The 23,870-nt window shown below is 65.3% G+C and carries 33 protein-coding genes; 30 read left to right on the forward strand and 3 right to left on the reverse strand.

All coding sequences use genetic code 11. The features are described from left to right. The first annotated feature begins 4 nt into the window (after nucleotides 1–4). From gpM to ACAM57_RS18215, 22 genes are all read left to right on the forward strand, one after another. Nucleotides 5–715, forward strand: a complete 711-nt coding sequence (gene gpM, locus ACAM57_RS18110) for a phage terminase small subunit (protein WP_369658379.1) — start codon at nucleotides 5–7, stop codon at nucleotides 713–715. 106 nt (nucleotides 716–821) lie between these two features. After that, nucleotides 822–1,292, forward strand: a complete 471-nt coding sequence (locus ACAM57_RS18115) for a head completion/stabilization protein (RefSeq protein ID WP_369658380.1) — start codon at nucleotides 822–824, stop codon at nucleotides 1,290–1,292. After that, nucleotides 1,292–1,495 carry a tail protein X gene (locus ACAM57_RS18120; RefSeq protein WP_369658381.1) on the forward strand — a complete coding sequence of 68 codons (204 nt, stop codon included), beginning with the start codon at nucleotides 1,292–1,294 and terminating at the stop codon, nucleotides 1,493–1,495. Before ACAM57_RS18115 ends, ACAM57_RS18120 begins: the two co-directional genes overlap by 1 nt. A 4-nt stretch (nucleotides 1,496–1,499) precedes the next feature. Next, on the forward strand, nucleotides 1,500–1,916 hold the full coding sequence (locus tag ACAM57_RS18125; RefSeq protein WP_369658382.1) for a hypothetical protein: 417 nt from the start codon (nucleotides 1,500–1,502) through the stop codon (nucleotides 1,914–1,916). Beyond that, entirely contained in the window at nucleotides 1,913–2,221 is a 309-nt protein-coding gene (locus ACAM57_RS18130) for a hypothetical protein (protein ID WP_176663647.1), read from the forward strand. Before ACAM57_RS18125 ends, ACAM57_RS18130 begins: the two co-directional genes overlap by 4 nt. Beyond that, nucleotides 2,214–2,789, forward strand: a complete 576-nt coding sequence (locus ACAM57_RS18135) for a lysozyme (protein WP_369658383.1) — start codon at nucleotides 2,214–2,216, stop codon at nucleotides 2,787–2,789. Before ACAM57_RS18130 ends, ACAM57_RS18135 begins: the two co-directional genes overlap by 8 nt. Beyond that, nucleotides 2,786–3,331, forward strand: coding sequence for a lysis system i-spanin subunit Rz (locus ACAM57_RS18140; RefSeq protein WP_369658384.1), 546 nt, complete (start codon nucleotides 2,786–2,788; stop codon nucleotides 3,329–3,331). Before ACAM57_RS18135 ends, ACAM57_RS18140 begins: the two co-directional genes overlap by 4 nt. Beyond that, on the forward strand, nucleotides 3,315–3,827 hold the full coding sequence (locus ACAM57_RS18145; protein WP_369658385.1) for a phage tail protein: 513 nt from the start codon (nucleotides 3,315–3,317) through the stop codon (nucleotides 3,825–3,827). Before ACAM57_RS18140 ends, ACAM57_RS18145 begins: the two co-directional genes overlap by 17 nt. A 1-nt stretch (nucleotide 3,828) precedes the next feature. Further along, a complete protein-coding gene (locus ACAM57_RS18150) occupies nucleotides 3,829–4,281 on the forward strand; it encodes a phage virion morphogenesis protein (protein WP_369658386.1) in 453 nt (150 codons plus the stop codon). Between the two features lie 75 nt (nucleotides 4,282–4,356). After that, nucleotides 4,357–5,094: a phage baseplate assembly protein V gene (locus ACAM57_RS18155; RefSeq protein WP_369658387.1), complete on the forward strand. Its 738-nt coding sequence runs from the start codon at nucleotides 4,357–4,359 to the stop codon at nucleotides 5,092–5,094. Then, on the forward strand, nucleotides 5,091–5,453 hold the full coding sequence (locus tag ACAM57_RS18160) for a GPW/gp25 family protein (RefSeq protein WP_369658388.1): 363 nt from the start codon (nucleotides 5,091–5,093) through the stop codon (nucleotides 5,451–5,453). Before ACAM57_RS18155 ends, ACAM57_RS18160 begins: the two co-directional genes overlap by 4 nt. Then, a complete protein-coding gene (locus ACAM57_RS18165; protein WP_369658389.1) occupies nucleotides 5,450–6,334 on the forward strand; it encodes a baseplate J/gp47 family protein in 885 nt (294 codons plus the stop codon). The genes ACAM57_RS18160 and ACAM57_RS18165 overlap by 4 nt, the downstream gene beginning before the upstream one ends. After that, nucleotides 6,327–6,905, forward strand: coding sequence for a phage tail protein I (locus tag ACAM57_RS18170; RefSeq protein ID WP_369658390.1), 579 nt, complete (start codon nucleotides 6,327–6,329; stop codon nucleotides 6,903–6,905). The genes ACAM57_RS18165 and ACAM57_RS18170 overlap by 8 nt, the downstream gene beginning before the upstream one ends. Continuing rightward, nucleotides 6,905–8,104 carry a hypothetical protein gene (locus tag ACAM57_RS18175; RefSeq protein ID WP_369658391.1) on the forward strand — a complete coding sequence of 400 codons (1,200 nt, stop codon included), beginning with the start codon at nucleotides 6,905–6,907 and terminating at the stop codon, nucleotides 8,102–8,104. The genes ACAM57_RS18170 and ACAM57_RS18175 overlap by 1 nt, the downstream gene beginning before the upstream one ends. Before the next feature lie 16 nt (nucleotides 8,105–8,120). After that, a complete protein-coding gene (locus ACAM57_RS18180; protein ID WP_369658392.1) occupies nucleotides 8,121–8,756 on the forward strand; it encodes a hypothetical protein in 636 nt (211 codons plus the stop codon). 34 nt (nucleotides 8,757–8,790) lie between these two features. Beyond that, the gene (locus ACAM57_RS18185; RefSeq protein WP_369658393.1) at nucleotides 8,791–9,972 is read left to right on the forward strand and encodes a phage tail sheath protein; all 1,182 of its coding nucleotides are present in this window, start codon (nucleotides 8,791–8,793) and stop codon (nucleotides 9,970–9,972) included. Between the two features lie 35 nt (nucleotides 9,973–10,007). After that, on the forward strand, nucleotides 10,008–10,520 hold the full coding sequence (locus ACAM57_RS18190; RefSeq protein ID WP_369658394.1) for a phage major tail tube protein: 513 nt from the start codon (nucleotides 10,008–10,010) through the stop codon (nucleotides 10,518–10,520). Nucleotides 10,521–10,585: 65 nt separating this feature from the next. Next, nucleotides 10,586–10,948: a phage tail assembly protein gene (locus tag ACAM57_RS18195; protein WP_369658395.1), complete on the forward strand. Its 363-nt coding sequence runs from the start codon at nucleotides 10,586–10,588 to the stop codon at nucleotides 10,946–10,948. A gap of 8 nt (nucleotides 10,949–10,956) precedes the next feature. Continuing rightward, the gene (locus tag ACAM57_RS18200) at nucleotides 10,957–11,073 is read left to right on the forward strand and encodes a GpE family phage tail protein (protein WP_369658396.1); all 117 of its coding nucleotides are present in this window, start codon (nucleotides 10,957–10,959) and stop codon (nucleotides 11,071–11,073) included. A gap of 68 nt (nucleotides 11,074–11,141) precedes the next feature. Then, a complete protein-coding gene (locus tag ACAM57_RS18205; RefSeq protein ID WP_369658397.1) occupies nucleotides 11,142–13,817 on the forward strand; it encodes a phage tail tape measure protein in 2,676 nt (891 codons plus the stop codon). Between the two features lie 11 nt (nucleotides 13,818–13,828). After that, a complete protein-coding gene (locus ACAM57_RS18210; protein ID WP_369658398.1) occupies nucleotides 13,829–14,266 on the forward strand; it encodes a phage tail protein in 438 nt (145 codons plus the stop codon). A 2-nt stretch (nucleotides 14,267–14,268) separates the two neighbouring features. Beyond that, nucleotides 14,269–15,315 carry a phage late control D family protein gene (locus tag ACAM57_RS18215; protein WP_369658399.1) on the forward strand — a complete coding sequence of 349 codons (1,047 nt, stop codon included), beginning with the start codon at nucleotides 14,269–14,271 and terminating at the stop codon, nucleotides 15,313–15,315. 6 nt (nucleotides 15,316–15,321) lie between these two features. Here ACAM57_RS18215 and ACAM57_RS18220 read toward each other — a convergent pair whose 3' ends face one another. From ACAM57_RS18220 to ACAM57_RS18230, 3 genes are all read right to left on the reverse strand, one after another. Then, the gene (locus ACAM57_RS18220) at nucleotides 15,322–16,614 is read right to left on the reverse strand and encodes a hypothetical protein (RefSeq protein WP_369658400.1); all 1,293 of its coding nucleotides are present in this window, start codon (nucleotides 16,612–16,614) and stop codon (nucleotides 15,322–15,324) included. Between the two features lie 75 nt (nucleotides 16,615–16,689). Next, nucleotides 16,690–18,441 carry an AAA family ATPase gene (locus ACAM57_RS18225; protein ID WP_369658401.1) on the reverse strand — a complete coding sequence of 584 codons (1,752 nt, stop codon included), beginning with the start codon at nucleotides 18,439–18,441 and terminating at the stop codon, nucleotides 16,690–16,692. A gap of 192 nt (nucleotides 18,442–18,633) precedes the next feature. After that, nucleotides 18,634–18,978 carry a helix-turn-helix domain-containing protein gene (locus ACAM57_RS18230; protein ID WP_369658402.1) on the reverse strand — a complete coding sequence of 115 codons (345 nt, stop codon included), beginning with the start codon at nucleotides 18,976–18,978 and terminating at the stop codon, nucleotides 18,634–18,636. A gap of 81 nt (nucleotides 18,979–19,059) precedes the next feature. On the opposite strand from ACAM57_RS18230, the gene ACAM57_RS18235 reads away from it, so the two are divergent. The 8 genes from ACAM57_RS18235 to ACAM57_RS18270 all read left to right on the forward strand — a co-directional run bounded on the left by ACAM57_RS18235 (nucleotide 19,060) and on the right by ACAM57_RS18270 (nucleotide 23,862). Further along, nucleotides 19,060–19,269, forward strand: a complete 210-nt coding sequence (locus tag ACAM57_RS18235) for a hypothetical protein (protein WP_369658403.1) — start codon at nucleotides 19,060–19,062, stop codon at nucleotides 19,267–19,269. Nucleotides 19,270–19,304: 35 nt separating this feature from the next. Further along, the gene (locus tag ACAM57_RS18240; protein ID WP_176668854.1) at nucleotides 19,305–19,502 is read left to right on the forward strand and encodes a hypothetical protein; all 198 of its coding nucleotides are present in this window, start codon (nucleotides 19,305–19,307) and stop codon (nucleotides 19,500–19,502) included. A 50-nt stretch (nucleotides 19,503–19,552) separates the two neighbouring features. Then, the gene (locus ACAM57_RS18245; protein ID WP_369658404.1) at nucleotides 19,553–19,756 is read left to right on the forward strand and encodes a hypothetical protein; all 204 of its coding nucleotides are present in this window, start codon (nucleotides 19,553–19,555) and stop codon (nucleotides 19,754–19,756) included. Then, nucleotides 19,753–20,076: an ogr/Delta-like zinc finger family protein gene (locus ACAM57_RS18250; protein WP_369658405.1), complete on the forward strand. Its 324-nt coding sequence runs from the start codon at nucleotides 19,753–19,755 to the stop codon at nucleotides 20,074–20,076. Before ACAM57_RS18245 ends, ACAM57_RS18250 begins: the two co-directional genes overlap by 4 nt. A gap of 94 nt (nucleotides 20,077–20,170) precedes the next feature. Continuing rightward, on the forward strand, nucleotides 20,171–20,545 hold the full coding sequence (locus ACAM57_RS18255) for a hypothetical protein (RefSeq protein ID WP_369658406.1): 375 nt from the start codon (nucleotides 20,171–20,173) through the stop codon (nucleotides 20,543–20,545). Beyond that, nucleotides 20,542–20,865, forward strand: coding sequence for a hypothetical protein (locus ACAM57_RS18260; RefSeq protein WP_369658407.1), 324 nt, complete (start codon nucleotides 20,542–20,544; stop codon nucleotides 20,863–20,865). The genes ACAM57_RS18255 and ACAM57_RS18260 overlap by 4 nt, the downstream gene beginning before the upstream one ends. Beyond that, nucleotides 20,865–20,999: a hypothetical protein gene (locus tag ACAM57_RS18265; RefSeq protein WP_369658408.1), complete on the forward strand. Its 135-nt coding sequence runs from the start codon at nucleotides 20,865–20,867 to the stop codon at nucleotides 20,997–20,999. Before ACAM57_RS18260 ends, ACAM57_RS18265 begins: the two co-directional genes overlap by 1 nt. A gap of 7 nt (nucleotides 21,000–21,006) precedes the next feature. Beyond that, a complete protein-coding gene (locus ACAM57_RS18270) occupies nucleotides 21,007–23,862 on the forward strand; it encodes a toprim domain-containing protein (RefSeq protein ID WP_369658409.1) in 2,856 nt (951 codons plus the stop codon). Nucleotides 23,863–23,870 lie beyond the last annotated feature (8 nt).

Consider the following 23,870-nt stretch of genomic DNA (forward strand, 5'->3'; position numbering starts at 1 on the left):
CACCATGCGCCAGACGCCCGCTCAGCGCCATCTGCAGACCAAGCTCGCCATGATCGCGTCCGCCACGGCGCCGGCGGGCGGCGAGCTGCAGGGCAGCGCCTACCAGCTCATGCTCGCGCAGCTCGCCGAGCACCGCCGTGCGCTCAAGGACATCCAATCCGTCGAGCGCAAGATCGAGGCGAAGCGCGCCTTCCTGCCTGTCTACGACGCGTGGATCGATGGCGCCCTGGCCGGCGGCACCGGCGCGCAGGATCAGGTGCTGACCACCGTGCTCGTGTGGCACATCGACGCCGGCAACTACCACCGCGCCATCGAAATCGCCCAGTACGCCGTGGCGCACGACCTCGCGCCGCCCGACCAGTACGACCGCAACCTGGCCACGATCCTGATCGACGAGTTCGCCACCGCTGCGCTGACCGGAAAGATGAGGCGGAAGGACGCGCGGGAGCTGCTGCCGCTGATCCTCTATGGCACCAAGGATCTCGACGCCCCCGATCAGGCCCGCGCCAAGCTGCACAAGGCTTTCGGCTTCGCCGTCATCGGCAAGGCTGGCTCGGCGGACGTGGACTTCGACAAGGTCTCCATCGACGAAGCGCGCCTGGCGCAGGAGCACCTGCAGCGCGCCCTCGCCCTGTTCGAACAGGTGGGCGTGAAAAAAGACATTGAGCGCCTGGAGCGCCGGCTCAACAAGCCGGAGACGCCCCCCGCGCCGTAACCGAGTCCGACCCCGGACCCCGGCGGCTCGGGCTGATTCCTGAAGCACCTTGACCGGCCTGCCCGCGGATGAAGCCCGACCACCGCCGACCTCTTCACCCTTCGCCATGAACTTCCTCGGAAACCCACCCACTCCGGCCGCCGGCGTAGAGACTGCGCTGGCAAACGACGGCTGGTTTCCCGACATCGACCTGGCGAAGCTGCGCACGACGGCACGGCTCGACGGCACGGTGACGCCCGACCGGCTGCGCCACAGCGCCGTTCAGGCCGTGCTCAGCGTCAACGCCGAGCTGGCGCCGTACAAGAGCGCGCAGCTCGTGCTCGGCCACGAGAAGCTCGAGGACGTGCCCTCGCCAAAGGTCGACGGCAGGAGCGCGCAGCTGGCGCTGTACCTGCGTGCCGTCTACAGCGCGGTGCAGGCCGATCTCGTCGAGCGCTACCGCGACTACGACACAACGGGAGCCGGCGACAAGGCCGCAGACAAGCTGGAGCTGCGCGCCGACGATCTGCGCCGCGACCTGCGCTGGGCGATCTCCGACTTCCTCGGCATCCGCCGCACCACTGTCGAGCTCATCTGATGCAAGTCCGCACCCAACAGAACGACACCGTCGACCTGCTGTGCTGGCGCTACCTGCAACGCACGCAGGGCATGGTGGAAGCCACCCTCCTACTCAACCCCGGGCTCGCTGATCGCGGGCCCATCCTGCCGGCCGGGCTGCTGGTCGAGCTGGCCGAACCCGCCAGCACGACGACGCGCCGCACCGTGCAGCTCTGGGACTGAAGACATGCAAGACTGGCTCAAGAAGCTCTTCACCGAACCCCAGACGCTGGGAATCATCGTTTCGAGCGCCCTGGTGGGCCTCTTCGCCGGCCTCGCGCAGGGTGTCGTCGAGAAGCGCCACGGTGGCTGGTGCGGCTTCCTGCGCGCCCTGCTCACCGGCGTGTCGGTCGCGGTCTTCGTCGGCCTCGGCATCGAGGGCTTCGTGGCGTCCGAGACGCTGCGCCTTGCCATCGTCGGCGCCTGCGCGGTGGTCAGCGAGGACATCTGGATGGGCCTGCGATCCGTGGGCGGTGCTATGCGCAACGACCCGCTCGGTTTCGCGGTGCGCCTACTCGACGCCATTCGCGGGCGCGATCACTCTGCCCGCACGCCCGGCGGCACCGACTTCGCGCCGCCCACCGACGAAAGGAGCAAACCATGATGTGGCTACTCGCCGTGTTGCTCGGCCTGGCCGCGCTGCTGCAGTTCGCTGTGCACACGGCGCCCGACATCCACGACGCACCACTGCGCGGCAAAGCCCGCAGGGTCAAGATCGCCGCGCTGTCGCTGCTGTGCGGCTACTTCGGCTGGGCGGCCTTCCTCGGCCAGCGCGAGCACCCCTGGCTGCTGCTGGCCGTCGCGCTCGCCGCGATCTCGGAGCTGGGCTTCGCCATCAACCGCCTGTTCCCCGGGCAGAACAACCGCCTGCACGGCCGCGACGTGAGCCGGGAGATCCGCCATGAATGAGCAGCTGCGCATGGGCGCGGACGGCCACGAGGTCGCCCACTACTTCGAGCAGTGCAGGCTGCTCGCATACCCAGACCCGGGCTCGCCGCTCTTCAAAGCGCTGAGCGCGGCCCGCATTGACCCCTACCGCATCACCACGGTGCCGGCAGCCTTCGCGCGGCTCAGCGGCAAGCCCTGGACCATCGGCTGGGGCGACACCGGGCCCGACGTCGTGCTCGGCCTGACCATCACGCAGGCCGAGGCCGACCAGCGCTACGCGCGCCGCATGTCCGGCGAATTCGAGCCTGCGGTGCGGCGCACGGTCTCGGTGGCCGTCTCCCAGCGGCAGTTCGATGCGCTCGTTTCGATCTTCTACAACGCCGGGGCCGACGCGCTCGCGAAGTCCACGCTCGTGCGCCTGCTCAATGCGGGCGACACGGCCGGCGCCGCAGCGCAGTTCCCGCGCTGGAACATGTCGGGCGGCACGGTGCTCAAAGGCCTGCAGCGCCGCCGCGAGGCCGAGCGCCTGCTGTTCCTCGGCTCGGACCCCAAGCCGGCCATTTCGGCGGCGCTGGCGAAGTTCCCATGAGCCGGCTGCTGAAGGCCCTGCCCTACCTGCTCGCCGTCGCCGTCTGCGCAGCATGGTCAGGGCTGATCTGGCACCTGGCCGGCAAGTCCGCCGAGAGCGCCGTGCGGCTGGAGTGGCAGGCCGAGCGCACCGCGAATGCCCGCGCTGCCGTCGACGCCTTCACGCGCACCCTGTCCGCGCAATGGCAGATGACCGAGAACCTCGCCGCGCGCGATGCGGCGCATGCAAAGGAGATCCAACGTGTTCAAGGCGAAAAAGCTCTTCTGGAGCACAAGCTTCGCACTGGTGGTGTGCGGGTGTCAGTCCCCGCCCGCATCGCCGCCTGTCCTGCAGGCGGGCCTGCAGGTGCCACCATTGCCGGCGAGCCTGCGCAAGCGCGAGCCGAACTTGACCCAGCGTTTGCGGCAGCTGTGGCAGGAATCGCCGGCGACGGAGACGAGGCCATCTTCGACCTCAACGCCTGCGTCGACCGCTACAACGAAGTCCGCGAGCGAATCAACGCCCTGACCCGGGCCGGGAGCGCCAGTGCTCAAACCCCATAGCCTGCGCGCGCACCTGTCGGCCGCGACGCCCGAGCTGCAGAACGACCCGGACAAGCTCACCATCTTCATCACCAACGGGCGGATCGTTGCCGCTGCGGCGGCCTCGCTGTCGTTCGTCTACCGCTACACGCTGAAGCTCGTGGTGCTCGACTACAGCAGCCACGCGGACGCGATCTTCGTGCCGCTGCTGGCCTGGCTGCGCGCCAATCAGGTCGAAATCTTCGAGAACCCGGACCTCCGAGAGAAGAGCCTGCGCTTCGAGGTCGAATACCTCAACAAGGAAACGATGGATCTGTCCATCGAGATCGACCTGACCGAGCGCGTGATCGTCAAGCCCGGGCCCGACCCCACGTCGCCGGAGACGGTCAAGCGCTACGACGTGACTCACGCGGCAGAGCCGGCGCACCTCTGCACCATCACGCAGGCCGAGCGCATCGTGGTCTTCTTCGAAGGCCAGCAGCTCGCCGCCTGGGATTTCCCGGCCACGGAGTTCTGACGTGATCGACGATCTGCGCGCGCTCGAGGACTGGGCGACGCCTCTGCTGTCTAAGCTCACCGCACCGAAGCGTCGCGCGCTGGCCCGCAAGATCGGTATCGCATTGCGCCGCATGCAGGCCGAGCGCATCGCGTCTCAGCGCAACCCAGACGGCACGGCCTACGAGCCGCGCAAGACCACGAACGCGCGCTTGCAGAAGGGCCGTATCCGACGCACCATGTTCGAGAAGCTGCGCGCGACACGTCATCTGCGCGTGGAGGCCGAGGACGACGGCGTAGCGGTAGGCTTCTTCGGGCGGACCGCACGCATTGCTCGCGTGCATCACGAAGGCCTGCGAGATCTGGTCCAGCCTGGCGGGCCCACCTACCAGTACCCGGCGCGCGGTCTGCTCTCGATGAACGACGCCGAGCGTGATCTGGTCAAGGACATGCTTCTCCAGCACCTCGCGACCTGATCTTTCGGTTGTAGATCGCACTCGCACAACCGATATGAAGTGCGTCGCGCGCGCACGGTCGGCACCATCGACGGCATGTCTGGAAAGACCCCGTCCCCGTTCGAATTGCAGCGCCTGATCGAGAACCTCGTGCGCGCTGGAACGGTCTCGGCGGTCGACGAGCCGGGCTACAAATGCCGTGTCAAGACGGGCGGTCTCGAAACGAACTGGCTGCCGTGGTTTGCGCGCCGCGCCGGCAACGTGCGGCACTGGTCCCCTCCCTTTGTCGGCGAGCAGTGCATGGTGCTTTCGCCCGGTGGAGACATGGCCTCGGGCTTCGTGCTCGTGGGCATCTTCAGCGACGGCGTGCCCGCCAACAGCAACAGCCCCGACGTCGAGCGCACCACCTACCCGGATGGCGCCGTCTTCGAATACGACCACAACGCGAGCGCGCTGAAGGTCACTCTGCCCGGCGGCGGCACCGCTGACATCACCGTGCCGGAGTCGATCACCGTGCAGTGCAAGACGGCTGACGTGACCGCCAGCGAGAGCGCGAAGGTTCACTCGCAGGAGATCACCCTCGACGCGCCGATGAACATCGTGACGGGCCAGCTGGTCGTGCAGGGCCTGCTCACCTACACCGCCGGCATGGCCGGCTCCGGCACCGGGCCCGGTGGCAAGACGGCCCAGATCGACGGCGACATGGAGTTCATCAACGGCCACGGCCTCACCACCGACGGCGGCGACATCGTGGCCGGCAGCATCAGCGTGCAGGGCCACGGCCACATCGAGCAGGACGCCAGCGGTCGGACCGCAGGCGGTGCGGTGCCATGAGCGGCATGAACCGCGTCACCGGCAAAGCGCTCGACGGCATCGAGCACCTGCGCCAGAGCATCGCCGACATCCTCACAACGCCGCTGGGCGCCCGCGTCATGCGCCGTGCCTACGGCAGCCTCTGGCCCGAACTGATCGACCACCCGGACAACGGCGCCACCCGCGTGCGCCTGTACGCGGCGACGGCAGGCGCGCTCATGAAGTGGGAACCGCGCCTGCGCCTGTCGCGCGTGCAGATCTTCGGCACCGAGACCGCCGGCCAGGTGGTGCTCGACCTGCAGGGCATCTACAGCCCGCCGGGCCAGCGCCGCAGCGTGCTCTCGATGCGCGTTCCGGTCCAGATAGGAGCCGCCGCATGAGCATGGACATGTCGCTGCTGCCGGCGCCGGCCGTGATCGAGGTGCTCGACTTCGAGGTGATCCTCGCCGCGCGCCTTGCCTCGTTTCAGGCACGCTACCCGGACTACGGCCTTGTCCTCGAATCCGACCCGGCCTACAAGCTGCTCGAGGAGATGGCATATCAGGAGCTGCTGATGCGCCAGCGCATCAACGACGCGGCCAAGGCCTGCATGCTGGCCTACGCCACGGGCACGGACCTTGACAACCTCGGTGCGAACTACAAAGTTTTCCGCCTGGTCGTCACGCCCGCCGACCCGACTGCCGTTCCGCCGGTGGAGGCCGTCTACGAAGACGACGAGCGTTTCCGCGAACGCATCCAGCTCGCGCCCGAGGGCATCACCACCGCCGGGCCCGTGGACAGCTACCGCTTCCACGCACTCAGCGCCAGCGCGCAGGTCGCGGACGTGGGCATTGACAGCCCGAACCCCGGCACCGTGCGCGTGACGGTGCTGTCCACCGCCCCGAGCGGCGTTCCGTCCGAAGCTCTGCTCGTCACCGTGGGCGCCGCGCTCAACGACGAGAAGATCCGCCCGCTGTGCGACAGCGTGCCCGTACAGGGGCCGGAGATTCTGGAGACGGTCATCACAGCGAAGGTCTACCGGTACGAGGGGCCTGCGGGCGAGGTGGCACTGGCAAACGGAAAGATTGCGCTGGACAAGTGGCTCCTGAAGATCCGCAAGCTCGGCAAGGGGCTACCGCACTCCGGCATCGATGCCGCGCTGCATCAGCCAGGCGTGGACCGCGTCGAGATCACGATGCCGCCGGCGGACTTGCTGTCCTCGAAGACCCAGTGGGTGCGCGTCACGGCGATCAACGTGCTCGAGGAGGTGGTCAGTGGCTAGCCTCACGCCCGCGCAGCGCCTGCTGCCGCCCAACCGCACCCCGCTGGAACTCGCGCTCGCCGGCGCTTCGCCGCTGGAGCTGAATACCGATGGCCTGCGGCACCTATGGACGGCCATGCGTTGCCTGTCTCCGCTGCTCCCGTGGCTCTCGTGGACGCTGTCGGTCGAGGCTTGGCAGGACGCGAAATCCGATGACGCCAAGCGTTCGCTGATCCTCAACAGCATCGAGATCCACCGCCACAAGGGCACGCCCTGGGCGATTCGCCTGTTGATCCGCTCGCTGGGCTTCGGCGAGGTGGACATCATCGAGCGCGTGGGTGGTCGCACCCACAACGGAACGATCCGCCGCGACGGCGTCTATCCGCATGCCTCGCTCGCCACCTCGTGGGCGACCTACATGGTGGCGCTGGAACGCCCGATCACCAATGCGCAGGCCGACAGGCTGCGCAAGCTCCTGCCGTCCGTCGCCCCTGCGCGCTGCCACCTGGTCGCGCTGCGGTACGCCACGGTCGCGAACAGCCACAACGGCGCCACGCGACGCGACGGTGCCTACAACCACGGAAGCGCCTGATGGCAAACCTCAACGAAACCGACCAGTGGGAGACCGGCGTCTACCAGCTGGAAGAAGATGACCCGGTCCTGGGCGGCCCTTCCGGCATCGACAACCGCCCCCCGCGCGAGCTGGCGAACCGCACGCGCTACCAGCGGGTGCGCAACGTCACGCCATGGGATCCCGCTTTCAGCTACCCGGCGAACGTCGCCTACGTCAGCTACGGCGGCGTCACGTGGAAGAGCGTGGCCGACAGCCTCAACATCCCGCCCGGCACCGACGCCACGAAGTGGACGCGGTGGGGCCATACCGCCGCCGAGCTCACCGCCGCGCTCGGCGACAGCATGGCCGTGCACGAAGCCAAGGCGAACCCTCATCCCCTGTACGCCACGGATGCGGACTTGGCGGCGCATGTCGCCGATGCAGATCCGCACCCGCAGTACGCCTCGGATGCCGAAGTGCTCGCGCGATGGAACACCCACTTGAGCGACCCGGATCCGCACCCGATGTACGCCTTCCGGGGGCCCTTCAACAACGTCCCCACCGTGAACATCGGCCCGGTCATCACGGTACAGACGCCTCACATCCGCCAGATGATCTGGAACGGCACCGCCTATGTACGCGCGCCGTGGCATCAGCCGGGCATGGTGCTCTACAGCTACGACAACCCGTCGAGCATTCCGGGCTATCTGCCGATCCGCGCGGACGTTTCCTACAACCAGGCCAACTACCCCGATCTGGTCGCACGGCTCGGGCTGTCGGGCACCGGCACGTTCTCGCTCGTGGAGCTTCGCGGCGAGTTCATCCGCTGCCTGGACAACGGGCGGGGCGTCAACGCGTCGCGCGTCCTGCGTTCGGCCGAAGCGGCCGCCAACAACACACACACCCACGGTGTCACGGACCCGGCGCACGGCCACTATGTCAACGACCCCGGCCACTTGCACGGCGGGTGGACCGACTCTGCGGGATCACACAACCACGGCATGAACGTGCCGGCGCAGGTTGCCGACTCGGATCGCGGCACGTCGAACTACTCGGACTTCAGCATCGACTCGCCCAGAGCCATCAACTGGGACGGCGCACACGCCCACAACGTCGGCATCGATACGAGAAAGACCGGCATCTACCTCAACAACAGCGCGACGGGCATCTCGATCAACGCGGACGGCTCTGAAGCACGCCCGCGCAACGTCGCGTTCCCTGCATGGATGAGCTACTGAACCGGGCCCGCACGTCATGACCAAAACCATCTACCTGATCGACCCCGACACCGGGTTCTTCATCGGCGAATCGGCGCACCCGCTCGACCCTGTCGAAACCGAGCGCACCGGCAAGGCCGTCTATGCGTTGCTCAATCCCGCGCTGGCAACCGAGATGGCACCGCCCAACGCCCCCAACGGCATGAAGGCGCGCATGGTGCGCGGCAAGTGGGCCCTGGAGGCGATCCCTCCCGCGCCACAGCCCGAGATCCCGACGACGCCCCCGCCCCCTCCTCCGGCACCCGCGCCCACGTTCGAAGAGCGCCAGGCGGCGTTGCGGGCCCACGTGCAGGAGTACATGGACGCCATGGCGCGCTCGCTCGGCTACGACGACATCAAGACCGCAACCACCTACGCCGACGAGCCCGCCGTTCCCAAGTTCCAGAACGAAGGCCGAGCGCTGCGCGCGTGGCGGTCGGCTGTCTGGGCCACCTGCTACGAGATCCTCGAGCGCGTGAAGGCCGGCCTTGCCAGCGAGCCCAGCCAGGCGACGCTGACCGGCTTGCTGCCGGCTCTCGTGATTCCACCGCTCGAGGCGCCCACCGTCCCGTCCCCCGAAGCGCCCGCAGAAGAGCAGGCCGACACACCCAACGAACCGCCTGCGGCCGACTGACCGCATCGAATCCGAAACTTCACAGGAGCATCACATGGCAACCACCGAGTACCACCACGGCGTGCGCGTCTTCGAGATCAACGAAGGCACGCGCCCCATCCGCGTGATCAACACGTCGATCATCGGCCTGGTCGCAACCGCACCGGATGCCGACCCGGCCACCTTCCCGCTGAACACGCCCGTCCTCGTGACGAACGTATACAACGCCATGGGCAAGGCCGGCACGACCGGCACGCTCAAGAAGACGCTCGAATACATCGCGGCTCTGGCCCGGCCCATCACGGTCGTGGTCCGTGTCGAGCCCGGCGCCGATGAAGCCGCCACCACCAGCAACGTCATCGGCACGGTGTTGCCCAGCGGCCAGCGAACGGGCATGAAGGCCCTGCTCTCTGCCCAGTCCAAGCTCGGCATCAAGCCTCGCATCCTCGGCTGCCCTGGACTCGATACGCAGCCCGTTGCAACGGCGCTCTCCACGATTGCCAAGAGCCTGCGCGGCTTCGCCTACGTCAACGCCTGGGGCTGCGATACGGTCGAGGAAGCCACGGCATACCGCCAGCAGTTCGGCGCGCGCGAGCTGATGGTGATCCACCCCGACTTCCTCGCCTGGGACACGGTCGCTAACACCAACGCCCGGGCCCCTGCTGTCGCGTTCGCGCTCGGCCTGCGCGCCAAGATCGACAACGAGATCGGCTGGCACAAGACGCTCTCGAACGTCGCGATCGACGGCGTCACGGGCATCAGCCAGGACATCTACTGGGATCTGCAGGATCCGGCCACCGACGCGGGCGTGCTCAACGCCGGCGATGTGACCACGCTGATCAACCGCGACGGCTACCGCTTCTGGGGGTCGCGCACCTGCAGCGACGACCCGCTCTTCGCCTTCGAGTCCGCCACGCGCACGGCGCAGGTGCTGGCCGACACCATCGCCGAGGCCCACATGTGGGCAAACGACAAACCGCTGCTGCCCGGCCTGGTGAAAGACATCCTCGAGGGCGTCAACAGCAAGTTCCGCTTCCTGACCCGCTCGGGCTACCTCGTGGGCGGCAGCGTCTGGGCCGTCGACGGCGACGTCAACACCGCCGACGAGCTCAAGAGCGGGAACCTGATCCTCGACTACGACTTCACGCCCTGCGCGCCCCTGGAGAACCTGATGTTCCGCCAGCGCATCACGGGCCGTTACTACGAGAACTTCGCCGACCAGGTCGCCAAGGCCTGACGGCTCTCACCCGCTGATCTACAGAGGAAAGCACCATGTCCCTCCCCCGTGTACTCAAGAATTTCATCCTATTCAACGACGGCAACGCCTATCTCGGCGAAGTGCCCGAGGCCACCCCGCCCAAGCTCAGCCGCAAGATGGAGGAATACCGCGCCGGCGGCATGAACGGCCCGGTCGGCATCGATCTCGGCATGGAGGCGCTGGAGTTCGAATGGACCGCCGCCGGCTACATGAAGAGTCTGCTCACCCAGTGGGGCGCACCTACCCACGACGCGGTGCTGCTGCGGCTTGCCGGCGCGATTCAAGGTGACGACACCGCAGAGGTGCAGTCCTGCGAAGTGGTGATGCGCGGACGTCACAAGGAAATCGACTTCGGCAACGCCAAGGCCGGCGAGAAGACCGAGATCAAGGTGAAGTCTTCGCTGAGCTACTACAAGCTCACCATCGACGGCGAGGTGATCGTGGAGATCGACTTCGTCAACTTCATCGAGGTGGTCGGCGGTGTCGACCGCATGGCGCAGATCCGCCGCGCGCTCGGCCTGTTCTGACCTGACCCAGCCGCGCCGGCAGCTGCCGGCGCATCCCGTCCCTTTCCACTCCCATTTCCTGCACCATGAACCTCCACGACAACAACGACCCCGGCGTGATCGACGTCACCCCGAAGCCCAGCAGCACCCCGAACAATGCTGCCGGCGAAGTCACCCTCGATACACCCATCGTGCGCGGCAGCCAGACCATCACGAAGGTGCTCATCCGCAAGCCGCGCTCCGGCGAGCTGCGCGGCACCTCGCTGTCCGCACTCATGCAGATGGACGTGATTGCCCTGACCATGGTGCTGCCCCGCGTCACGGTTCCCACGCTCACGAAGCCGGAGATCGAGGCGCTGGAGCCGTCCGATCTGGCGCAGCTCGGCGCGGAGATGGTGAATTTTTTGCTGCCGAGTGCGGACCGGATTCCCGCATCCCAGAGCACGTAGAAGACGCGATGGCGGACCTCGCCTTCGTCTTCCACTGGGCCCCTGCCCAGATGGATGACATGTCGGTCCCCGACCTGATGCAGTGGCGCGAGCGCGCCCGTGAACGCCACGAACCGCCCAAGTAGACCCATGCGCCACCGCTCCCCCTTCCAGCCTCATCAGCGCCCCGTGGCGGCCTCACAAGGGGGTGCGCATGTCCGGTAGTGGCGATCTGCGCCTGATGGTGATCCTGCAGGCGCTGGACAAGGCCTCCGCGCCCTTCAAGAAGGTCACCGAGAGCAGCAGCAAGGCCGCCAAGGCGCTGCGCGAGGCACGCGACCGCCTCAAGGAGCTCAATACCCAGCAGAAGAGCGTCGGCGAGTTCCGCGAGATCCGCGCCGGCCTGCAGGACACCACGGCGAAGCTGACGGCCGCACAGGCGCGCGTCAAGCAGCTGGCGCAGGGGCTGGGCGCCATGGGCCCGCCCTCGAAGGCCATGATCCGCGACTTCGCCGCCGCGAAGCGCGAGGCGGCGGCGCTGAGCGAACAGCATCAGCGGCAGGCCACCCGCGTGCAGGCCCTGCGCGACAAGCTCACGGCCGCCGGCATCAGCGCCGCCGCCATGGGCACCCACGAGCGCCGGCTGCGCACCGAGATCTCGGCCGCCAACCGCGTGATCGACGAGCAGACCACGAAGCTCAAGCAGCTCGGCGAGCGCCAGCGCGCCATGCACGCGGCCAAGGCCGAATACCAGAAGGGCCGGCACCTCGGGCACAACACGACCGTGGCCGGGGCAGTCGCCGCCGGGTCCGGCTTTGCGGTGCTGCACGCCATGCGTGCGCCCATCGCCGAAAGCTCGAAGTTCGCCACCGAGCAGCAGCGCATTGCCGCGCTCGGCCTGGGCGACAAGGTCACGGGCGACGCGATCAAGTACGCGAAGGCCATGGAGACCTACGGCACCAGCACCCGCGACAACCTGTCCCTCGTGCGCGACGGGCTCAGCGTGTTCGCCGATCTGCACCACGCCGAGATGGTCGCGCCCACGCTAGCGAAGATGAAGTTCGCCAACGAGGCGATCTACGGCGAGGAGCAAGGCCACGAGAACGAGAAGAAGTTCATGGACATGCTCAAGGTCATCGAGCTGCGCGGCGGCCTGGCGAACGAGCAGGTGTTCAAGGATCAGGCCGACAAGATCCAGCGCGTGATCGCCGCCACGGGCGGGCGCGTCCAGGGCGAAGAGTGGCTCAACGTCATCAAGACCGGCGGCGTCGCGGCCAAGGGCCTGACCGATGAGGCCCTCTACTACCAGATGGAGCCGCTGGTACAGGAAATGGGCGGCCACCGCGTGGGCACGGCCATGATGTCGGCCTACTCCAACATCTACCAGGGCAAGACCACGAAGCGCTCGGCCATGATGCTCGGCGACCTCGGGCTGATCGCCGACCCTTCGAAGGTCAAGCACGACAAGGTCGGCCAGATCTCGCAGTTGGGCGTCGGCGCGCTCAAGGGCAGCGAGATCTTCCGGGAGAACCAGTTCCGCTGGATGGAGGAGATCCTGCTGCCGGCGCTCAAGGCCAAGGGCATCACGGAAAAGCAGGACGTGCTCGACGCCATGGGCGGCATCTTCAGCAACCGTACCGCCTCCAACCTGTTCGCGCAGATGTACCTGCAGCGCGACCAGATCCACAAGAACGCGAAGCTCAACGCCGGCGCCGATGGCACCGGCACGCTCTACGACCGCGCGCTGCAGACCAGCTCGGGCGCCGAGCTGGAGCTGGCCGCACGGCGCAACGACCTGTACAAGCAGTTCGGCGACAGCATCATGCCGGCCTACCTCGCAGCGCTGCGGCTTGCGACGGCGGCGATGAAAGGCCTCACGAACTGGATGGCGGCCAACCCACGGCTCGCTCAGATCCTGGCTACCGGCATCGGCGTGCTCGCAGTGGCGCTGGTCGCGCTCGGCGGCATCCTGCTGGTGGTCGGACCCGCGATCCTCGGCTTTGTGGCGATGCGCTTTGCATTCGCGGCCATGGGCCTACAGGGGGGCGTCCTCGCGCGGGTGCTCGGGCTGCTCGCCACGGGCTTCCGCCTTGCCGGCACCGCGCTGCTGTGGCTCGGCCGCGCGCTGCTGCTGAACCCCATCGGCTTGATCATCACCGCCATCGCTGTAGCCGCCTACCTGATCTACCGGTACTGGGGCCCCATCAGCACCTTCTTCGTCGACCTGTGGAACCGCGCGAAGGCTGCCTTCGACCAGTTCTGGCAGTACCTGGGCGGCTCGGTGCCTGCAGCCCTCGCCACCGTGGGCGCGGCGATCCTGAACTGGTCGCCGGTGGGCCTTTTCTACCAGGCCTTCGCCGAGTCGATGCGCTGGTTTGGCTTCGAGCTGCCGGCGAAGTTCACCGAGTTCGGCGCGCAGATCATGACGGGCCTGGCCAACGGCATCACGGGCGCGCTGGGGCAGGTTCAGACCGCGATTTCCGGGGCGGCGGATTCGGCCCTCGCGTGGTTCAAGGAGAAGCTCGGCATCCGTAGCCCGAGCCACGTCTTCATGCTGGCCGGCGGCGAGATCAGCAACGGTGCCGCGCTCGGCATCGCCAGCCGCGCGGGGTACGTGCGCCAGGCCGCGCTCGGCGTCGCGGCGGCTGCAGCCTCGGTCCTGCCGATGACCGCCGGCGCAGACAGCATGCCGCTGATCGACAACCGCGCGCCCATCAGCACCAGCGCCGGCCGGCTTGCGCCGATGGCACCCACCAAGTACGAGATCCACATCCACGCGGCGCCGGGCATGGACCCGCAGGCCGTTGCTCGCGCCGTCTCGGCCGAGCTGGATCGCCGCGAGCGCGCCAAGCGCGCCGCCGGCCAGTCCTCGCTGTCGGATATCGACTGACCGGAGCCCCCATGGACATGATGATGGCCCTCGGCCAGTTCGTTTTCTGTCTCGACACGCTGGCCTTTCAGGAGCTGCAACGGCAGATGAAGTGGCGTCACGCGAGCAACAGCCGCATCGGCGCGCGCGCGGCGCGGCAGTTCCTTGGTGTGGGCGACGACACCTTCCAGCTGTCGGGCGTGCTGATGCCCGAGCTGACGGGCGGCACAGTCGCCCTCGACGAGCTGCGCGAGATGGGCAACCTGGGCGCCTCGTGGCCGCTGGTCGACGGCACCGGCATCGTGTATGGCCTGTACGTGATCGAGAGCCTTACCGAGACGAAGACCGTGTTTCTGCCCAACGGCGCGGCCCGGCGCATCGAGTTCCAGCTGCAGCTCGAGCGCGTCGACGACGGGCAGACCGATTCCATTGGCGATGACGACGGCGCCGGCGATGACGTGGAGGCGTGAGGATGGATCCGCAAGACCAGCACCCAGCCCACCCAGCGCCCACCTACCGCCTCAAGATCGGGGACCGCGACATCACTCCGATGGTGGACGCACGCCTGATCAGCGTGACGCTCAACGAGTGCCGGGGCAACGAGGCCGACCAGCTCGATCTCGTGCTCGACGACCATGACGGGGCACTGGAGATCCCGCCAAAGGGCCGCGAGCTGCAACTGGCAATCGGCTGGGTGGGTGCCGACCTGGTCGACAAGGGCACGTTCATCGTCGGCGAGGCCGAGCACAGCGGCGCCCCCGACCAGATCTGCATCCGGGCCCGCAGCGCCGACATGCATCAGTCATTGCGCACGCGCGTGGAGCGCAGCTACCACGGGGTCACCGTGGGCGAGATCGTGCGGCAGACGGCCGCGAGGCACCAGCTGATGGCCCGGATCGATCCCGCCCTGGGTGCGAGGCAGATCGAGCATATCGACCAGACCAACGAAAGTGACCTGAACTTCATCACCCGCCTGGCAAAGCTTCACGACGCAGTGGCGACCATCAAGCGGGGTCGGTTGCTGTTCCTGCCCATCGTCGGCACGATCACGTCGACGGGTGAAAGCATCCCGGTCATCGAGATCACGAGAGCCGATGGCGACTTGCACCGGTATCACACGAGCGACCGGGATGCCTACAGCGGCGTGCGCGCCTACTGGCACGACCCTAAGCGGGCCAAACGTCGCGGCGTGCTGGTGGGTAAGAGTGGCAACGCGAAGCGGCTGAAAGACACGTTCGCAAACGAGGCCGACGCGCGCGCCGCCGCGCAGGCAGAGTGGCGACGCATCCAGCGGGGCCTCGCGACCTTCAACCTGACGCTGGCGCTTGGTCAGCCCATGCTGACACCACAGACCCCGGTGAAGGTGTCAGGCTGGAAGCCGGAGATCGACGAGACCGAATGGCTGACGATCAAAGTGCGGCACACCATGACGCCGGACGGTGGATTCACCACTCATGCTGAGATGGAAGTCTCCAAGACTGAGGCGAATGAGCCGAGCAGCATCGACGAAGACGATTAATCTGCTCTACGACTCCACTGCCTTCCAAACACGATTGAGCTCCTTCCAAATCAGGCGCATCAGCATCATCTGCGCTGTATTGAGCAGGGATCTCTCTTTCGGTGCTAGGCGCGCAGCCTTCCCGTGCACCAGCTCTCCGCGAACGCGAAGCACCCTGTTGTATTGCTGCCTGAGTTCTTCCCTGTCCTTGCGACTGGTTCCAATAAGAAAAGCATACCGATCAGCAAGCCGCTTAGATAATGAATCGAGGTGCTCATCTTCGCTCCCGATCAGAGCCTCCAATCCAACACATGCCGCAATGTAGGCGAAGGTATCGTTATCGGCATAGACCGAATCCTGATACCACTCAATCGCCGCAGCAACCTGTTGAAAATCTTGTTCTGAACGCGCGTTGAAGTAGCGGCGCAGCGGACCGAGCATGTTGTCAATCGCAATCAATCGCTCTTCATCACTCCTTGGCTCTCGATCCGGCTCAGTCAGCAAAGTTTGATCCGATTCCGTGCCTTTCGGCGCACTGCCGCGCACGCGCAGCTTCGACTCATTGATCTGAAGACGACCATACAGTCGTTGAACTGCCTCGGGGATTTCCATCGCGTAGAACGGCTCTGAGGCTCCATCAGAAAAAGTGGCATTCGCCCTCCGAGGATTCCAGTGAGTTGTGCAAAGCCCGAGCCCAGTCAAGACAAAGGCGCACTGCTTCGCCATCGAAAGGCATTCAGCAGCAGTACGCGAATTTGGTGAGTGGTCGGCATACCCGGTTGCCATCAGTTCAAGCCACGTATCCGGTGCTGGATCAGTTTCGGAGAAAAGGAGGGAAAGCGGTCCCCCTCGCAGCTTGTTTTCTGTCGGTGGAGCCGCAACCGACACGAAGCGAACGTCTTCCGCAACTCTCCTCACTGGGCCTGCCAATCGGGGAAAGCTTGGGAGCGAAAGCCGGAGAGTACAAGGACGAGGGATCGATTCAAAAAAGCTCTTAATCTGGCCGATAAGCTCGTCTCTCAGATCTTGATTCTCCTCCGATGAAAGAGCGCCGCTTCGTTTGCCCGACCATTTTCTCTCGAACTGTATGCACTGTCTAAACACAATAGACTGCACATCGTCGACTTCAATGTGTGGATCGAAAACCCTAGCCATGCTCTCCTTGAGCGCTTGGAATTTCGGCCCCGGAGCAATCAGAAACATGTCGTCCCGAAGTTCGAGGCTGTTGACGTACTCGACGAGCGGAGAAAGGTACTTTCCCTGAAGCTTGATCTTTCCCGCAGTTGGAGTGAGATTGGATGAACTCTCAACAGTTGCCATATCGATTTAAGCTCCAGAAACTGCGACCGACGCAAAGCAGCCCCTGCGACATGCAGGGATGACGCGAACACCCACTTAAAGCGTGGAACTCCGAATGAGCACGATCACTGCTCCAATTCGTTCTCGAAGGTCGAGCACATCAACGTTCGCCGTTTCACTACACACCTCCATCGCCACTGCGACCTTGTCGACCTTCTCCATCTTGGTTCCATCGGGCTTTTTGAATGGGAGTACGTGCGAAAACTGATCGGTCTTGAGTCGCTTGTGAAAGCGATCTCCATAGACTTTTTTCAAAGCCCTGGTCATGGTCTCGCTCTCCACATAGTTTTCAACTTCCCTGCCGTCGGTAATCCAACCGACGCCGCGATCGCTAGCTAGCTCGGCAAGAATTCTCTGCTTGGTGGCATTGATGGAGTCATCAGGTCCTGATTTATCACTGTCCATCACCACGCACAAGTTCCGGTTGAGTTGGCGGACGGCAATCAAAGCCTCCACGTCCTTCTGCCCTTCATCGTCATTCGCTGTCAGATGGCTTAGTAACCGCCCGCCATAGAACATGATCGAATAGTCGATCCCTTCCTTGAGGTCGGGCGCTAGCGCTTTAATCCAGTGATTTATGTAGATGCGATCTGAAGGGCCTTCCACCCAGATAATCGCGTTCGACTGAAGCAAGTCAGACGCTCGATAGCCCAAATCACGGCAGACTTGAAACCTGCTTGACGATGTCAACGCTGGTGCAATAGACGTTTCGCCATCGCTGTTTGAGACGTGGAACACCGCAGCTGCGGTCGCATCAATGATGCTTGCTGAGTGCGTCGCAATGAAGTACTGGTTTGAGGTTTGCTCAGCGAGATACTGTGCGAGCCGTCTCTGAAGCAAGGGATGCAAATGCACCTCGGGCTCTTCAATGCACACGATCTGGCGCTCCATGAACGTGCAGGACGCAGCCAACAGTACAACCTCCTGGATACCCGTGCCTAGCGCACTTAGCGGAAGGAGCTTGTTGTCCATCAAGATGAGAATGTGCTTTCGATCATGCGGGATTCGAATTTCCGCGCTCGAGTTGTCTGTGACCGCGCGCACGAACTCATTGATCGAGTTGAACTTCACCCTCTTGAATTGTTCGTCGTAGTCTGGGTCTTGATGCCTGCCTAACTCTTCTATCAGACCTCGGCCGGACCAATCAGTAAAGTCCTGCCCTCTGTCAGAAACTGCACGTATTGCAGGCACCATCGCGGCAGGAGGTATTGATGCTGGCACATGCGTCAGCACTCGCTCGATTGATTGCGTCACCCAAGCCTCTGAATCCCCTCCTGTCATTCCAACCAACGCGCTCCAGAAGTCTCGGACGTTCACTGGACCGATCTTCTGCGCGAGCGCCTGCGTATCAAGCTTCGACGGCTTGAGTGCTTGAAGGGCGTATGGTGGACGATCACCCCGCCGGAACCAGAACATGTCGTCCTTGCCGAAGACAGAAAGTAGTCCCAGCCCAACATCGACAAAGACTTGGTGGCCCGGGAACAAGTTTTCCAGCACCCCTCGGACCTGCGCAGACGAAAGGCCCACTCCAAGAACCATTTCCCCATTGGGATTAGAAATGTTTTTGTACAGCGGCTCGATCTGAGGAGCGGATGCTTGGCTGGTCGACCTCTCAGTTACGTGGGGTCTCAGATGCCGAGAGATGTAGTTCAGAACTGTCGATTTACCGGCGTTATTTGGTCCGATAAAGAAATTGAACTTTTGAAATGGCCCAACGTAGTTCAAGGCATCGCCGATGCCTCGATAGTTGGCCAAAGCAATCCCATGCAGAAAGATCGAATCCGCCATCAGTCCCTCCTACCCTCTTTGTCTTGCGTTGCTCTTGCTACTGTGCCGTAGACAAAAAAGCGACGTGGGCAAATATCAGCATCAGCGAAGTGTTCGCGAAGGCCTTGTGCGACTTCGCTCAGGTCGACCCAATCGTCCGTCATCGCCCCGCGCAGCAGCGCCAAAAGCAACTGGAGCCACAAGGGCGGTTTGCTAACCAGTTTTCTGTTTCGCGAGCGAAGAAAGCACCCTCCGGGCCGCAGCCCTTCCTTCCTCGTCGGCGTGATCGTAGTTGTCCAGCAACGCCTGCTGCTCCTGGCTGAGTGAGGCAGCTGTCTTCGGCGTCCGCTGCCCCGTCAGCACATAGAGCACATCAACCCCGTGCGTAGCTGCAACAGCGAGAAAGTCCGCCTTCGGGGCAGAGTTGCCCCTCTCCCAGTCTTGCTCTGCGCGCAGCGAAACATCGCCCAGCTCCGCAAAGGAGGTCTGCGACATGCCGAGCCGCTCACGCTCTTCTCTCAAGCGCGCGCCAATTGATAAGCGGATTTTTTCATCCATCACGTTGCAATAAGCAGATTTCTGCTCTATATTCCGCTTCACTGTGCAATTCTTCGTTTCACAAGCATACAGCCGACGCCCATGAAGCCCGCCTCCAAGACCCGCGTCCGTCGCGCTCCAAATGGCGCAGTCAGCGATAAGCCCGTCGCCGTGCGCTTGCACCCTGACGAACTCGAGCGGTTCAAGAGCCGCGCCGCTCGCGAGCAGCGCTCCATGGCCTCTGTGGTCCGCCTTGCCGCCCTTCGCGGCCTGGACGAATGCGACCGCACCAACACGCCGCTCACGGCCTGACCTTTCCCTGCAGCAATCCTCGGAAGGCTCCACCCATGTACCCCGATCCCAAGCGCGTGCGCTCCAACCGCTACACGATCCGCCTCGACGACTACGAGGATGGCCTCGTGCAGGCCATGGCGAACTACCAGGGCGAGCAGCTCGCAACGCTGCTGCGCGAACTGGCTCTGCGCGAAGCGCGGCAGGTGCTGGGGCTGGTTCATGAGCCGAGTCTCGACCAGCGCGCTGCCTGAAGGAAGGCCGCATACAGCCGCCCCACGGCGCAACAAGAGCAGCCGAAAAGATGCCCGAGCACACCATCACCTTCACAGACGAAGACCACGCGCTGATCGAGCGCGTGCAGCTGGAGCGCGGGTTCCCCTCTTTCGAGTCCGCCGCCGAATGGCTGGTGAAGGCTCGGCTTCGCCGCGCCGCGCGCGCCACTACCGGGCGCGGCCGTGCCCTCTATCTCGTCGACCGGCGCCCTGCGCCCTCGGAGCCGCGATGAGACTGCGCTGCCCTCATTGCGACCACCTCGGGTCCATCCGGACCACCAAGGTGATGACGCCGACCGTGTCGCAGCACTACGTCGTCTGCGGCAACTTCGAATGCGGGCACACATGGCGCGCGACCACCGAGGCCGACATGACGATCTCGCCTTCAGCAACGCCGGCGCCGACTGTCCATCTTCCCCTCGCATCGCACATGCGGCGCGACGTGCTGGCCCAGCAGATTCGCTCAGGCAGCACAGCCGAGCACACGCCCTTGATGACGCCGCCCGAGACGCGTGACCTCTTCGCGCCGGCCGGCATCGACGGCCCCTCATAGCGCGCTCGAGCGCCCGCTCGATCTCCCCCTTCCCATCACCCTGCGGTGCCTGTTCGGAGGCCCTGCGGGACGTGCTCACCCCGGAGGTTTTCACATGAACGACTCAACACGCCCCATCCACGCACTGCGGCCCGCACATGTGCCGCTCGAGCCGCAGTACGCCAACCAACGCCGCTTCGGCGCGGACTCTACCGACGCCTTCTTCGGCACGGCCTCGGCCGACCAACGGCACGACGGCGAATGCGGTCCGGCGATGGGCCAAGCGAGCGTGTACCGCGACGGCAGGCAGGATCTTGCCGAGCTACGGATCGACATCGGTTCCGGCACCGAGCTACGCGCCACCTTGAAGCTCCATGCCACCGGCTTGCGCGACCTCGCCGCTCGCCTTCTCGACGCAGCGCACGACATCGAATCCAACCCCGCAGCCGTCCTGGCTGAGGTGGCCCGCGCGGCGGGTGACGCACGATGAGCACCCGGCTCCTCGATCAAGGCGGCAATCACTGGGTCGCCCACGGCCAGACCATCTGCCACAAGCAGAGCGGCAATCCTGAGGCGACGCCCGGTGTCGGGCTCGACGTCTACTCGTATCACAGCGCCGGCGGCAGCAACAGGAGCCATCGCCCCTTCGTGCTGGTGATCGTCGGCTCGGGCTTGACCGCCGGGATCTTGCCGCTGCACATCACCCCGGACGACGCCCGCGCGCTCGCCACGAGCCTGAGCCGCGCCGCCGCTACGGCCGAGGCTGCTGATGCGGCCGTACTGGCGCGTCGCAGCAGGGTAGCTGCGTGATGGGTTCACAGCTCGCTCGCCTGCTGCTGATGCGCGCGCTGGCCGTTGCCGCGCTCTCTCTGCTGCCCGCCCTCGTGGTGGTGCTGATCTCCGCCCTGCTCGGCCGCGCGCTCGCGCTGGCTGGGCTGCTCTGAGGATTTCATGAGCGGAGATCTTCTCAACGACATCGCCGACGCGCTGGCGAACGACTACGAGTTCAAGCGCACGTCGGACGGCCGCTTCCTGCAGAAGGGCGCATGCCCAAGCTGCGGGAAGAAGTCGCTGTGGACGTATGCCGCCACCCCGTGGGTGGTTCGGTGCGACCGGCTCAACAACTGCGGATACGAGGCCCACGCAAAAGACCTCTACCCGGACTTCTTCAACTCTTGGACTGAGCGCTACCAGAAGCCCGAGCAGGACAAACCGCCAGAGCAGCAGAACCCCACCGCCGCCGCCGATGCCTATCTCCGGGAAGGGCGCGGCTTCGACCTCTCGCTCATCAAGGGCACCTACACCCAGGAGCACTACTTCGACGCCCGCGCCGACCGTGGCAACGGCGCCGGCACGGGCACCGTGCGCTTCCAGCTCGCCGGCACCTGGTGGGAGCGCTTCTTCGACCGGCCGCATCGCTTCGGGAAGAAGAAGGCGAACTTCAAGGCCGGCGGCAGCTACGCGGGCACGTGGTGGGCCATGCCCGGCCTCTCGTTCGTTGCGCCGCCGCCGGCCACACCCGAGACGGCCATGGCCCAGGCAATGCAGGCCGCGTCGCCTGCGGGCCCTGTGCGGCCTTCCAGCCCGCCTCCGGAAGAGCTGTGGCTGGTAGAGGGCATCTTCGATGCCATCGCGCTGGCGCACCACGGCATCGCAGCCGTGGCGCTGCTGAGCTGCAACAACTACCCGGAGAAGGCCCTGGCCGAGGTCAAGGCCGTGGTCGGCGGCCAGAACGGTGCCGTCGACCTGCCCCGGCTGGTGTGGGCCTTCGATGGCGACAAGGCCGGACAGGACTTCACCCTGAAGTACGTCAGGCGCGCGCGGGAGGCCGGCTGGATCTGCTCGGCGGCGCAGATCCCGCAACGCGGCAAAGCCAAGGTCGACTGGAACGACCTGCACCAGCGCGGCCGGCTCGAGGAGAACCATCTCGAAGACTACCGCTACCACGGCGCCCTGCTGCTGGCCGCCACGCCGCAGGACAAAGCCCTGCTGATCTACAACCGCACCGGCAAGCAGAGCTTCGACTTCGACCACGTCAACCGCCTGTATTGGTTCAAGCTGGATCTCGACCGGTTCGGCAAGGCCGAGGACAGGATCAAGCAGGCCATCGCCGAGGGGCATACGCCGCCGATGGGCGACGAGGATCTGCGCACGCAGGCCCTGAAGGAATCCGGCGTCCTGCAGCCCATCGCCAACTGCAAGCCGCAGGCCCTCTACTACCAGAAGAACGAGGTCACCGGCGAGGCCTGGTACTACTTCCGCGTCACGTTCCCGCACGACGGGCCCGAGGTCAAGGGCACCTTCACCGCCGGCCAGCTGACCACGGGCAGCGAGTTCAAGAAGCAGCTGCTGCACATGGCAGCGGGCGCGATCTACAGCGGCTCGAGCCAGCAGCTCGAGGTGATGATGCAGCGCCAGCTGGACAACATCAAAACCGTCCAGACCGTCGACTTCATCGGCTACAGCGCGGCGCACAAGACCTACCTGCTGGGCAAGGTAGCGGTGCGCGAGGGCGCGATCCACGAGGCCAACAAGGACGACTACTTCGACTTCGAGAAGCTGTCGATCAAGACGCTGCAGAAGTCGATCCAGCTGCAGGTCAACACCGACCGGGAAGGCTACGAGCGCGCCTGGCAGAAGCACCTGTGGTCCGCCTTCGGCGCGAAGGGCTACATCGCCCTCGCCTACTGGTTCGGGAGCCTGTTCGCCGAGCAGGTGCGCGCCGAACAGCAGAGCTTCCCGTTCCTCGAGATCGTGGGCGAGCCCGGCTCGGGCAAGACCACGCTGATCCAGTTCCTCTGGAAGCTGTGCGGGCGCGACTACGAGGGCTTCGACCCGTCGAAGTCGACTTCGGCCGGCCGGCTGCGCACCTTCACGCAGGTAAGCAACCTGCCCATCGTGCTGATCGAGTCCGACCGCGAAACGAAGAGCGGCGGCCAGGCGCATGTGAAGAGCTTCGACTGGGACGAACTCAAGGACGCCTACAACGGCAACAGCATCCGCACCACCGGCGTGAAGACCGGCGGCAACGAGACCTACGACCCGCCATTTCGCGCGTCCATCGTCATCAGCCAGAACAACCAGGTGCAGGCCTCGCAGGCCATCATGGAGCGGATCTGTCACATGACCTTCGACACCCGAGGGTTCACCACCGCGAGCTACGAGAGCGCGAAAGCGCTGGAGAAGGTCGAGATCGAGCAGGTCAGCGGCTTCATCCTGGCCGCGCTCAAGCGCGAGGCGGACGTGATGGCGACCATCGCGGCCGACCACGACCAGAACATCCAGTTCCTGCTCGCGCAAGACGGCATTCACAAGCCGCGCATCGCGAAGAACCACGCGCAGCTGCTCGCCATGTCGAAGGCGCTGCGCGCCGTGGTGCCGCTATCCGACGAGCAGTTCAGCGAGGTGCAGGCGCAGGTCGTCTCTATGGCGCGCGAGCGGCAGCAGGCCATCAACGCAGATCACCCGCTGGTGCAGGAGTTCTGGGAGGCCTTCGACTACCTCGACGCCTTGGGCGTGGAGTCGGTCAAGCACGGCCACCTCGACCGCCCCCTGCTCAACCACAGCCGCGACAACAAGCAGATCGCCGTCAACCTCAACGAGTTCGTCGAGAAGGCGAACACACACCGGCAGCAGATCCCCCTGCTGGCGGAACTGAAGAAGGTGCTGCGCACCAGCAAGACCCGGCGCTTCGTCGACATCAAGTCGGTCAACAGCGCGATCCGGACCACCCCCAACGCCGAAGGCCCCGACACCCCGAAGACCGTGCATTGCTGGGTCTTCGAGCGTCCGGGGCGCGGCGCCTGACCACGAAG

This window comes from Variovorax sp. V15 (genome assembly GCF_041154425.1).
GTDB lineage: Bacteria > Pseudomonadota > Gammaproteobacteria > Burkholderiales > Burkholderiaceae_C > Variovorax > Variovorax guangxiensis.